Genomic DNA, 12141 nt, shown 5'->3' with positions numbered 1-12141 from the left:
ACATATCTTTTTTGCTTTTTTGGTCATTTTTAAACTGTTTTTGGAATCGATTTTACGATTTGTCTGATTTTTCATTCTTTTTTACAATTTTAGGTATCAAGATCCATTTTGATAAAATACGCATTCAATGGTAAAAATTGTACATAAAAACAACAAATTACTACGTATTTTTATTCAATCCAACATCTCCCTACTTAGTATAAAATATAATGAGAAATGACAGTTAGCTTATTGTTCTTGCATCCGGGTGAATCTTTAAAAACTTCCTCTGTGTACAACGGTACATAATGAAATAATTACTACAAATTGAGAACAGAGGACATTTAAATTCCTTTTTTTTGATAAAAAAATAAAAAACGCGAGACAAAGATCTCGCGTTGTTTTGCTATTTTGAAGAACTGACGATCATTCTAGTTTTTAATTTTTAAGTTTGCTTTTCACATGCTATGAACTGCTATCATCTTTTACGGCAGATGATGATGCCTGTACAGTTATCTTTTTTGGTTTTAATTCAGCTGGCATTTCTCTTTTAAGCTGAATATGAAGGAGGCCATCGCCAAACTCTGCTCCAGTAACCTTAACATGATCAGCTAAGTGAAAACGCCGCTCAAAAGCACGTGAAGCAATTCCTCGATAAAGAAATTCTCTTTCTTTATCATCATTTTCAGGATTCTTCTCACCCTTAACGATCAGTTGATTGCAATGCGTTTCTATATCGATTTCATTTTGAGAAAAACCGGCAACAGCCATAGAAATTCTATAAGAATCTTCATCCAAACGCTCAATGTTATAGGGTGGATAAGAAGAAACATCATCGGGTTGTGTCCTGGAATCAAACCAGTTTAAAAGATGATCAAAACCTACTGTTGAACGATAAAACGGCGAAAAATCTATTTGACGCATAATATTGCCCTCCTTTAGAGCGACTATAATTAATTGACTCACGAAGCTCCCAAATGGCAAACTTAACCCGTGAACCAGCGATCCCAGAATGGCGACCGCATTATTTATTTGGTAATCATTTTATCCTATTTCAACACTTTTGTGCTTAAATTTATAATAATACAGAAAAATAATATAACCGTTTTTAAACCCTTTTTCATCATTCAATAAATGTCCGTCCTCTCGTTATCTCACTTTGCAATAAGTCGCAAAATACACTGTAAAGGATGTCAATTGGAAATGCCCCTTTATCTAACAGAATTGAGTTCCATTCCTCTTAGTATCCGTAGTAGTTATCTTAAAGTAACCGAAGATCGTGAAATTCGTTTTGCAATAACATATCCCGAAAGAGAAAAATCTAAGGGGACAATTGTTATCCTCGAAAGCTATGAAAATACTATAGAAGAATATTTGTTACCAATGGATAAAATTTCTAAACGTGGTTTTCATACAGCAATATTTGATTGGTTTGGTCGAGAAAAATCACAATTCAATACAAAAAAACAAAATCGATATCATTATTTTAATATTAATAATAATATTAAAGACTTAGATGAATTTCTTAAAAAAATTGTATATCCTAACTGCCCTCCGCCTTATTACATGCTAACTTATGGTATGGGTGGTTTGATAGCACTTAGTGGACTGGATCTCATTAACAATCAGTTTAATAAAATGCTCTGCATTTCTCCTCTTTTTTCTCCGTTTGGCAATAAAACGAATAGTTTTCAACATAAATTAGCACAATTTCTCTCTGACGTAGGTCTTGGATTTTTGCCAGCTAAAGGTGGGAAAAAACTCAGACAAACAAAACAAAAAAATGTGCAATTTTGGCGCACTCATAAAGCACCGTTCTCCTTTTCCAAGCCCCCAACATCCCGATGGATGGCATCAGTGCTCAATGCGATTGATGCTATGAAGAAAAATATACTTCGCGGGCATTTACAAATCCCAACACTGTTTATTCTCGCTAACCAAAACAATATTGCGAACAATATTGAAGTACGACAATTATGCCAACACACACGCCTGACAGATAGTATTACCATTACAGGTGCTGAACTTGATACAATTATGCATGAAGAAAATTACAAAAAACAATTTTGGGCTGCGTTTGATGCATTTATTCCAGGTGATATACCTATAAGTTAATATCTCTCAGTAACACCATGATTTAATACGATAAAAAGATAGGATATTTATTTTTTTAAATAGAAATATGGATAATTTTATTTAAGAATATCTTTTTTGTATTTTGTAATGAAGTTTTTAACGAAGTTTCTGTCACGCAATTGAGAACGTGAAAATGTTAATTTTAAATTAGGAAATAAAATAATTAATTACAGAGTAATTCATAATAACTAATACATTTTGCAAAAAATAAAAATGATTCTAAGAAAAATGCTAATGTAATATGAAGAACACCAAAGCTATATTTTCAGTGTATTATTAAGAATAATTCACTATTAATTTATATCATAGAAAAATTATAAATTTTATCTGTTTAGAATAAATATTTTAGAAAACGAAATTAATATATTTACAAGGTATATTTAGAAAGTGCATGAAAGATAAACAGCGGCAAAAAATCATTGTTGTCGTGTGATTTCTCAAAAATGGCAATAATATAGCGCTTTTCTCATTTTTTAATACAAAACTAGTCTTTAAAGCAAAATGTCCTTGTATGTCCTTCAATGGAGGTCTATCCAGAATGAAAAAATTAAAAAGAAGAAAAAACTGCCATTAATTATGTTTAGAGTATTTACACACTGCTTCTCTCTTCTCGTATCACATACGTTTCAAATTTAACCAACTCACAACTAATATGCCGTATGCTTGAAAATAATGTAAGAATCAACAATTTTACCATTCATTCCAATTATGAGCATTTTATCATCTTTTTTATAAATACTCTGTATTGTATAATTGATATGGCAAAAACTCTGACGAATGGAGCTATTGGAACATAATCATGAAACGAATTCTACTCGCAGAAGATGATAATGATATGCGCCGCTTTTTAGCAAAAGCTTTGGAACGTGCCGGCTATGAAGTCGCCGATTTCGATAATGGTGCTAGCGCATATGAACGTTTACAAGAGGAGCCATTTTCCCTTCTCCTTACTGATATTGTGATGCCAGAAATGGATGGAATTGAATTAGCACGACGTGCTACTGAAATTGATCCTGATTTACGAGTGATGTTCATTACAGGCTTTGCAGCAGTAGCACTCAATTCAAATAGTGATGCTCCTCCAGATGCAAAAGTGCTTTCTAAGCCCTTTCACCTGCGTGAACTTGTGAATGAGGTTGAAAAAATACTCATAGCTGCTTAAAAGAGTATTTTTCTAAGTTATTCATGCGTGCCTAAATAAAAAACTAAATTAGGCATTGACGTTTGTAATTCTATGTGGTGTATGGCAATGCCATTGAATGGGCGTGTAGCTCAGCGGGAGAGCACTACGTTGACATCGTAGGGGTCACAGGTTCAATCCCTGTCACGCCCACCATTTAACTTTATGCCACAAATAGATTATTATTTTTATATATCTCTTAAAGGTAAAGAATCTGCAGGTGACGAGTTAAAAGAAGGTTTTTCAACATTCGCTCCGTGAAGTGCGTTTCTCAAAAGTGCTGTTGTCTCCCAATCTAACTACTGCTCTATGATTCTTTTTTACTACTAATTAGAGAAAATTTTTTACCAAAATATTTTAGCATAATAACACACTACAGTTACTTTACAATAAAGGTTAAAAGAATAGAAAGTCATGATAAAAATTAATTTTTTTCATTGGTATCACACGCCTACTAAAATTTAAAAAAAGGAAATAACTGCTTTAAAACACATAAATAGAAGTAACTTAGATTTTATTCACATAACATTTTAATATATAATTAGGAAAATTTTTTTATCTTTTAACCTTTGAATAGGTGTCTTTTTTATTTTTCTTGAATGAATAGAAACACTCTAAATTATTTCAGCTAAGATGAAATGTTTATTTGTAAAAAAGGCAAAAACAAGTTCACTAAAGAAAGTTTTGAAGTAATCACTTTCATGAAGCGTGTAACCAGAGAGGAATGCAAAAATCAGCAATAACACGTTCTGCTAATGCGGGTGCCACAGTTTCATGAATGAAAGCGCTTTTCGACTGGAGTGAAGATAAAACGGCATCACTCTATACTAAGAGTGCCGACCGCAAAAAACTCGCTTTAGAATCAATCAAAAAGCTTCGGGATAGATAGAAAAATAAGCTAATAGAATCAATAAAATAAAAAATTCTGCATTTTTATAATCTCATTGATTTTATTTAAAATATGGCGATCCCGACAGGATTCGAACCTGTGACCCACGGCTTAGAAGGCCGTTGCTCTATCCAACTGAGCTACGGGACCAATTGATTTTTTCAATTCACAATAACATTCTTAACTCAATGCGTCCAAGGCTGATATCTATCGCTGCGAAAGTTATCAGAATAAGAGATGATACGCCGAATCGATTTATGCGCTTTCTCTACACGATAAGGAATACCATTCCTACAAGCGAAGGCGACAGCCTCTTCCTGCCTATCAAATCGAAGCTTTATCTGACTCCTCATGTCAGATACTGCCGTATACCCCATAAGAGGTTCAAGCATTTTTGTTTGTAACGGCTCATATTCCAAAATCCAAAAATCAGCATTCCTCCTGCCCGACTGCATAGCTGTCTTCGCAGGGTTATAAATACGCGCAATCATAACTAGCTTCCTTCAGACTACTACAACGCTTGAATGACCATTTCTCACTACATGCACTTAATCGAACCATTCTTTCACACAAAAAAATATGGTCGGAGCGATAGGATTTGAACCTACGACCCCCTGATCCCAAATCAGGTGCGCTACCAAGCTGCGCTACGCTCCGCTGTTTATAATCACTAATGCACATTCCCTAAAATTTTCATGGCAGAAGTGCAAGAGAAAAACACACTTTTTTTAATTTTCTTGTATTTCTTTACAAGAAAAAACTTTTCTAAATTTCATTTTTTGCCAAATAATACACTTCATTGACAGCAATTAAGAAAATAATATCTACAAAAGAAAAAAACACCCCCATGCTAACAAGCAACAGATTTCTTTGGTTAGATTCCCGCAATTCTCATATTGCTTCGAGAAAAATTTCAATACTAAAGATACCTAAGTAGGCCTTATAAAAAAAATGGTATGGTATTTTGCCATTTTCTCCTTCCAATCGCTTTTATTTTTAAAATTCTATTCTCACTTACGAGACCAATGTAGAAACTAAAAAACAAACACTTCCCTTAATAGGAAAAAGAAAAAATTTCTCTTCTCTAAAATCATTTTAAAATGTTTAAATACTCTTGTACAAACAAGAAAAAATACAACATCATAAATTATAAATATCAAAACAAATTGAATGAATGTATTATGAATATTATAAAAAGGAAGATGCATCATATGAAAAAAGAGTAAATGAAAACATACTGCTTATTTACTCTTGACAGGTACTAAAAAACAGAAAATTCGAATAAATGTATTTGTACCTGCACACTATAATGGCAACAAGGCACAGGCATTTTTATTAAATAATTTGCGCCATATCCAAAAAATATTTACTGTATTTGCATATTAAGGACTTCGTTAATAACGGCACGCGTTATTTTGCTTTTTCTTTGTAATGCTAAGCGGTCAACAGAATCAATAACACATTTTAGTGAAAATAAAGAACGTTCACAACGGCTTGTAAGATAGTGAACAATATCTGGAGGAACAATAATCTGTTTATCAGAAAAAAGTTTAAAAGCAACCGCTGTTAACAGTGCATCATCAGGTTGATTGATTACAACTAACATAACCGAATTAAGACGACTTTTTAGATCATTTAATTTTAAATTCCACGCTGAGGGTATTGTACGTGCGGTTATCAACAAAGTAGCTTTAAGTGTATCAAGATTGGCTTGCTTAACGCTATTGATCAAGTGAAAAAGTCCTGTTTCACTAATTTTACCCGAATCAATATCTTCAATCAAAAATGATTTTCCTGAAGAAGCAATAGTAACGGCTTGATCAATTTCATTACGATGAAGAGTTAAAGCGTCAACTTTCTGTGCCCATATGCTAGAAAAGTGTGTTTTTCCAGCTCCTTCTTTTCCCACCAAAACCGCAACAGGTAAAATCCAGTTCGGCCAATTATCAATGAGTTGGAAAGCCATACGGTTGCTTTCTGTTACCACCAAGTCGTCAAATTGGAAAACTGGGTTATAAGGAAAATTTAAGGGTAATTGTGTTTCACGCCTGTTCATTCTGGAGACTCCGAATTTTTATCTCGTGAATACATCTGAGAATTAAGATAAGTATGAATAGAAAAACGAACCAAAACACCAACAGCTGCCGCCGCAGGAACAGCAACAAGCATACCTGTAAAACCAAAGAGTGAAGAAAAAGCAAAAAGTGCAAACATCAACCACACCGGATGTAGTCCCACTGATGATCCCACAAGTTTTGGTTGAAGAATGTAACCTTCAACAAATTGACCAACTAAAAAGAGAACCATAACAACAACGATCCATCCCCAATTATTTGGGTAGAATTGGATCCATGCAATTCCAACAGAGAGAACAAAACCACTCATTGTACCAATATATGGAACAAAGCTGATAAGTCCAATAAACATACCAATCAAAAGACCAAAATTAAGCCCTGTGATGGTCAGACCAATAGCATAATATCCCCCCAATATTAAACAAACTGTTCCTTGTCCACGAACAAAGCCAGCGATAGCTCTATCCATTTCATGAAAAATACTGCGGACAGTTTCAAGATGATCTCGCGGTATTAACGAATCAATTGCTGCAACCATACGTGGCCAATCTAACAACATATAAAATGCCACTACAGGTGCTACAACAAATAAGCTGACAAGATTAACGATAGATTTTCCTGACTTTAAAAGTGAATTTAATAGAGATGTGATAAAATCAGAACTTTTTCCCAAAAGCCCTTTAATATTGCTTTGTAATTCACTTGGATCACTGCCAAAATAACGCCTAACCCAATCGAAATCATGATTAACAAAAAAAGTTTGAATACGATTAATGTAAACAGGTAAACCATTACTCACAAATTGCTGTATTTGCCAACTAATAACAGGAATTAAAATGATTAAAGCAGCAACAAAAATAATGATAATAAACAAAGTAATAAGGATGGTACCAAAAACACGACGAATACCAAGTTTTTCAAGCAATTGAACAATGGGATTAAGAAAATAAGCCAATACAATCCCAGCTACGAAAGGAAGCAAAATTGATCCAAAAACAAACATAAAAAAAATGAAAAAAATCAATGTACTAAGCCAGAAAAAAATTTGCCTTTTCATATTATTTGGTAAAGGTATTTGGGTATAAGCTGGTACATAGGTCTTATAACGGCCACGAGATCCATCATCGTGCACTTTTTTTTTCATAGGCTGCCAAAAAGGCTGTTCGTGATTATCTGGTATTGTATTCATAAAATGTCCTAAAAAAACTTTTTACGGAGAATATAAGCTTCTTCAACATAGGACACAAGCAGAGCTGCTTATTTTCTTGAAATCGTAGTATCAATATCTCTTGCAGAGATAACTCTCTCATGGCATTGCATAACATCAAAACCTGATTTTTCATAAGGAAGGCTCCAATGAGCAATCAAGATATTATAAATGATAAATTCGAGTGTGGTCTTACCTACGCAAAAACTGGTGTAAACATCGATAAAGGTAATGCTATGGTAGAAAAAATTAAACCCTTTATACGCTCGACAAAACGGGCAGGAGCAGATGGCGAAATTGGCGGCTTTGGTGGCCTTTTTGATTTAAAAGCAGCAGGATTCACAGATCCCATTCTCGTGGCAGCCAATGATGGTGTAGGAACAAAATTAAAAATTGCCATTGAAGTAGGTGTCCATGATACTGTGGGCATTGATCTCGTAGCCATGTGCGTCAATGATTTACTCGTACAAGGCGCTGAACCCCTCTTTTTTCTAGATTATTTTGCAACGAGTAAACTTGATCCTGAACAAGGTGCTACAATTGTTTCTAGTATTGCTGAGGGATGTAAACAAGCAGGTGCAGCCCTTATTGGAGGAGAAACTGCAGAAATGCCTGGTATGTATGCAGAAGGAGATTATGATTTAGCAGGCTTTGCTGTAGGAGCATGCGAACGCAACGCATTACTTCCTTCAAGAAATCTTAAAGAGGGTGACATCATTTTAGGTCTTAGCGCATCTGGAATTCATTCCAACGGCTTTTCTCTCGTAAGACGAATCATTCACCAAAGTAATCTAAGATGGCAAGATCCTGCTCCTTTTAATCCTCAAACAAGCTTTGGTACAGCATTGCTCACACCAACACGCATTTATGTAAAATCGCTCCTCCCCATTATGCAAAATTACCAAGGGATCAAAGCTCTTGCCCATATTACAGGTGGAGGATTTACTGAAAACATTCCACGAATACTTCCATCTTCCCTCTGCGCTGAAATAAATCTTTCTACCATTCATGTTCCACCCGTCTTCTCATGGATTGCTAAACAAGGTAAAATAGAACAAACAGAAATGCTACGGACATTCAATTGCGGCGTTGGTATGGTTGTTATTGTAGCACAACACGCAGTTGAAAAAGTTACGCAAGAACTTAAAATACAAGGGGAAACAGTTACTCCTCTCGGCATTTTGACAAAACGTCAAGATAAAGGAATACTCTATAAAGGTGTGCTTCAATTATGAAAAAACAAATTGTTGTTTTTATTTCTGGAAACGGATCCAATATGGTTTCCCTTGCAAAAGCCTGCAAACAGAAAGAATACCCTGCTGAAATTGTTGCAATTATTTGTGATAATCCTCATGCTACAGGCATTGAAAAGGCTTGTCACAATAACTTGTCTGTTCATGTTGTCGACCGCAAAAGTTATCCAACTAGGGAAGCACATGAAGAATCCATTTTCACAATTTTGGCTCAATATCAACCAGATCTTCTCTGCTTTGCTGGCTATATGCGCCTCATTTCACCGCGTTTTGTGAAACTTTATGAAGGACAAATTTTAAACATTCACCCTTCCCTTTTGCCTTCATTTAAAGGTTTAAACACGCACGAAAGGGTTTTACAAGCGGGCGTAAAAATCACCGGTTGCACTGTTCATCTTGTAGCAGAAGAAATGGATTCGGGAAAGATTCTCGCTCAAGCGGCTGTTCGAGTTTGTCCCAATGATACCGCTGATAGCTTAGCACAAAGAGTCCTTAAAGCCGAACATAAACTCTATCCCAAGGCCTTAAAAGCATTTATTGAAGGAAACAGTAAAATAATAAATACTCAACAACAACTTTTATCTTTTTGAGTGTCAATCAGCATTTTTCAACATTGCATCCCAATTTGCCTTCGCCTCCTCTATTATGAGATTTTGACATGACTAAATTCCATTAGCCCAGCAAACATTTTTCATGGGAAATGCATGATCCTTTTTAAAATTTCTAATATTCAATTCCAAAATTATTTTTACTTATTTACTTCAATGATTTTACGTATTGCTCTACTTATTTTTCAAGATATTCTAACTTTGAGTCTAGAAAAACTGAAAATGAACAATTTTGCTATCGGATAAATTTTCATTTTATTTTGAAAGTATTTCTTTAACTGTTAGGGATAACTGTTTGAGTGTAAAAGGCTTAGATAAAAATCCAAAAACAGCATCTTGAGGAAGATTTTTAGCAAATGCATCTTTTGTATACCCAGAAACAAAAAGAAATTTGATACCAGGATAATTTTTACGTACTTCCTTGAACAAAGTTGGTCCATCTATTTCTGGCATCACCACATCAGAAACAATAATATCAATAGCCCCGCTTTTTTCCTCAAGAATTTTGAGTGCTTCTGCTCCACTTGCGGCCTCTAAAACAGTATACCCTCTCATTTGAAGTGCTTTTATCCCACCCATTCTGACAGCATCTTCATCTTCCACCAACAAAACAGTTGCAGATCCTGTTAGGTCTGTATTTTTTTCTTGCTCTTTACCTTTTTCAATCTGTGGAAAAATTTTTACATTATCAGGAGAAATGTAACGGGGAAGAAAAATATGAAATGTTGCACCTTCCCCCTCTCTACTATCACAATAAATATAACCACCTGTCTGTTTTATAATTCCATAAACCATTGATAAACCAAGTCCAGTTCCTTTTCCAACTTCTTTTGTTGTAAAAAATGGTTCAAACATTTTTTCTTGTATAGCAGATGATATACCAGTCCCCGTATCTGAAATGGTCAATTGTACATACTCACTAATTTCAAAATCGACATGATCAAATTCAGCACTTTGTTGTTTTGTAATATTATTTGTCGCAATTGTAACAACACCTCCGTCTGGCATAGCATCACGCGCATTAATAACCAAATTCATAATCACACGCTGGAAAGATGTTTGATCAATTTCAACGCTCCACAAATCCCTACCATGAATAATTTTTAATTGAATATTATTTCCTAAAAGGGGCAAAATAAGGTTACGGATATCTGATAAAAATTCAGTAAAATCAACATGTTCAGGACAAAGTGTTTGTTTTCTAGAAAAAGCCAATAATTGCTGCACAAGTGCTGCTGCACGGTTAGCATTATTTTTGATATTGATAAGATCAGCATGTGCAGGATCAGAACTACGATGTGTGTTTAAAAGAAGATCACATGACATCAAAATTGCTGTTAAAACATTATTAAAATCATGAGCAATACCACCAGCTAATTGCCCAATGGCTTGCATTTTTTGACTTTGTACCATTTTATCTTCAAGTGTTTTTTGTTCTGTTGTTTCTATAACAGAGATGATGACGGAATTTCTTAAGACATCATCATAATATGGCTTTATAGACATAACATGGAGACGTAAATGACGTTCTTCATTGTTTTCTAAAACAGTTTCTATCGAAACTGCATAATCTTTATTTTTCATAATTTTTTGAAACGCATTCTCTAACTTCGTACAATCGCTGCGCGATACAACATCATAAAGATTAATAGTTTTGTCCATGCATCCTATAAGTGATGAAAAGGCATTATTCATATAAATCGATTGTCCTTTCTGATCCAGCACGGCTATTGCAAAGGGACTCGCATTAAAATACTCTACCAATACACTGGGTAATTTTAACTGAGCATCGCTTTCTCTATTTTGTATTTGCTGTGGGATTATCACAATACGATAAATAGCGTCATCTTCTAAGAGAGAAGAAGCATACATAAAACAATTCAATATTTTCTTATCAGCAGTTTCTGAATTTAAACATAATGAAAACGTATAAGGCAAAGAATAACCTGAACGTTGATATTTGTTGCTTTGCAAACAAATATCACTCCATGTACTGTTAGCTCCAACGCTATTAAACAATTGATCAAAACTATGCTGACCAACTGTAAAATTTGCCAAATCAATTGAAAACCATTCAGCAAAAATTGCATTTTCATAAAGAATTGTTCCTTGTGCATTAACGGATAAAAAACCAACAGGCACCTGATCCAAGTGATTGATGGCTTCTTGAAGATTTGAGAAAAAAACTTCACGACATTCCTGTAAATGGGAAATATCAGTAATGCGCCAAAATAAAAGCTTTTTATCTCGCTTTTTGATTGGTTGAACAGAGATGTTATACCAAACGGTTTTTTTTTGTATAGTATGAGAAAAAATCGATTGTTCCACTCTCAGTTCTTCTTGTGCAGCAAGATCACTATATGCCGCAACCTTTAAACGGTAAGAAAGTGCATCAGCTCCTGGAAGATTAGCAATAACCACATAACAAGAGGACTGAGGCTTATAGGTAAGAATTTTTCGATAATTTTGATTAGAATAATAAACAAAACCAGATAAATCAGAGACTACAATAACATCATCAATATTATCAAAGATACTAAAATCGCATTCATCATACAGCTGTGCCGCATTGTATTTTACAAACCCCATTGCACTTAGAATAAGCGCTGCAACTCCTATAACTGCTAAAGCAAAAAAAGATATCAATCCAGCCTTTTGCAAATAGTCATGAGAACAAAAAAGGTTCAGAATACCCAAAATGAAAAGAAAAGCTATTATTAAAAAGACACCAAGAATTATACCTCTTCGATATGCAGAAGAAGACAATGTCCCTTCGCTATTCTCAAAACCTTTATCCATCTCACTTTGCCTTGA

Annotated in this window: 9 protein-coding genes, 3 tRNA genes and 1 pseudogene; 6 read left to right on the top strand and 7 right to left on the bottom strand. The window is 34.4% G+C overall.

What is annotated here, in order from left to right; translation table 11 throughout:
• Nucleotides 1-444: 444 nt before the first annotated feature.
• Nucleotides 445-903, bottom strand: coding sequence for an Hsp20 family protein (locus V4B17_RS03120; RefSeq protein ID WP_455480019.1), 459 nt, complete (start codon nt 901-903; stop codon nt 445-447).
• Between the two features lie 273 nt (nt 904-1176).
• On the opposite strand from V4B17_RS03120, the gene V4B17_RS03115 reads away from it, so the two are divergent.
• The 4 genes and pseudogenes from V4B17_RS03115 to V4B17_RS03100 all read left to right on the top strand — a co-directional run.
• Nucleotides 1177-2094, top strand: a complete 918-nt coding sequence (locus V4B17_RS03115; protein ID WP_455480018.1) for a serine aminopeptidase domain-containing protein — start codon at nt 1177-1179, stop codon at nt 2092-2094.
• An 820-nt stretch (nt 2095-2914) separates the two neighbouring features.
• Nucleotides 2915-3277 (top strand): cell cycle two-component system response regulator CpdR, encoded by a 363-nt coding sequence (cpdR, locus tag V4B17_RS03110; RefSeq protein WP_004858948.1) that lies wholly within the window; start codon nt 2915-2917, stop codon nt 3275-3277.
• A gap of 99 nt (nt 3278-3376) precedes the next feature.
• Nucleotides 3377-3451 (top strand) — tRNA-Val (locus V4B17_RS03105).
• Between the two features lie 476 nt (nt 3452-3927).
• Nucleotides 3928-4184, top strand: a pseudogene (locus V4B17_RS03100) (tyrosine-type recombinase/integrase); the annotation flags it as partial.
• A gap of 73 nt (nt 4185-4257) precedes the next feature.
• Here the strand turns inward: V4B17_RS03100 and V4B17_RS03095 are convergent.
• The 5 genes from V4B17_RS03095 to V4B17_RS03075 all read right to left on the bottom strand — a co-directional run bounded on the left by V4B17_RS03095 (nt 4258) and on the right by V4B17_RS03075 (nt 7448).
• A tRNA-Arg gene (locus V4B17_RS03095) sits at nt 4258-4334 on the bottom strand.
• A 35-nt stretch (nt 4335-4369) separates the two neighbouring features.
• Nucleotides 4370-4675: an ETC complex I subunit gene (locus V4B17_RS03090; RefSeq protein WP_455480017.1), complete on the bottom strand. Its 306-nt coding sequence runs from the start codon at nt 4673-4675 to the stop codon at nt 4370-4372.
• Between the two features lie 89 nt (nt 4676-4764).
• Nucleotides 4765-4841, bottom strand: a tRNA-Pro gene (locus tag V4B17_RS03085).
• A gap of 709 nt (nt 4842-5550) precedes the next feature.
• Nucleotides 5551-6240, bottom strand: a complete 690-nt coding sequence (gene hdaA, locus V4B17_RS03080) for a DnaA regulatory inactivator HdaA (protein ID WP_455480016.1) — start codon at nt 6238-6240, stop codon at nt 5551-5553.
• Nucleotides 6237-7448, bottom strand: a complete 1212-nt coding sequence (locus V4B17_RS03075) for an AI-2E family transporter (RefSeq protein WP_455480015.1) — start codon at nt 7446-7448, stop codon at nt 6237-6239. Before V4B17_RS03075 ends, hdaA begins: the two co-directional genes overlap by 4 nt.
• Nucleotides 7449-7615: 167 nt before the next feature.
• Here V4B17_RS03075 and purM point away from each other — a divergent pair, with 167 nt between their 5' ends.
• On the top strand, nt 7616-8701 hold the full coding sequence (gene purM / locus V4B17_RS03070) for a phosphoribosylformylglycinamidine cyclo-ligase (protein WP_455480014.1): 1086 nt from the start codon (nt 7616-7618) through the stop codon (nt 8699-8701).
• A complete protein-coding gene (purN, locus tag V4B17_RS03065; RefSeq protein ID WP_455480013.1) occupies nt 8698-9309 on the top strand; it encodes a phosphoribosylglycinamide formyltransferase in 612 nt (203 codons plus the stop codon). Before purM ends, purN begins: the two co-directional genes overlap by 4 nt.
• 273 nt (nt 9310-9582) lie before the next feature.
• Here purN and V4B17_RS03060 read toward each other — a convergent pair whose 3' ends face one another.
• The gene (locus V4B17_RS03060) at nt 9583-12126 is read right to left on the bottom strand and encodes an ATP-binding protein (protein WP_455480012.1); all 2544 of its coding nucleotides are present in this window, start codon (nt 12124-12126) and stop codon (nt 9583-9585) included.
• Between the last annotated feature and the right edge of the window lie 15 nt (nt 12127-12141).

The organism is Bartonella sp. B23 (assembly GCF_053793815.1).
This window is presented reverse-complemented; position numbering and strand designations above follow the sequence as displayed.

Coding starts and splice junctions, on each gene's coding strand:
- hdaA (WP_455480016.1), bottom strand. CDS start 6,240: ATGAACAGGCGTGAAACACAATTACCCTTAAATTTTCCTTATAACCCA.
- V4B17_RS03075 (WP_455480015.1), bottom strand. CDS start 7,448: ATGAATACAATACCAGATAATCACGAACAGCCTTTTTGGCAGCCTATG.
- purN (WP_455480013.1), top strand. CDS start 8,698: ATGAAAAAACAAATTGTTGTTTTTATTTCTGGAAACGGATCCAATATG.
- V4B17_RS03060 (WP_455480012.1), bottom strand. CDS start 12,126: ATGGATAAAGGTTTTGAGAATAGCGAAGGGACATTGTCTTCTTCTGCA.
- V4B17_RS03120 (WP_455480019.1), bottom strand. CDS start 903: ATGCGTCAAATAGATTTTTCGCCGTTTTATCGTTCAACAGTAGGTTTT.
- V4B17_RS03090 (WP_455480017.1), bottom strand. CDS start 4,675: ATGATTGCGCGTATTTATAACCCTGCGAAGACAGCTATGCAGTCGGGC.
- cpdR (WP_004858948.1), top strand. CDS start 2,915: ATGAAACGAATTCTACTCGCAGAAGATGATAATGATATGCGCCGCTTT.
- purM (WP_455480014.1), top strand. CDS start 7,616: ATGAGCAATCAAGATATTATAAATGATAAATTCGAGTGTGGTCTTACC.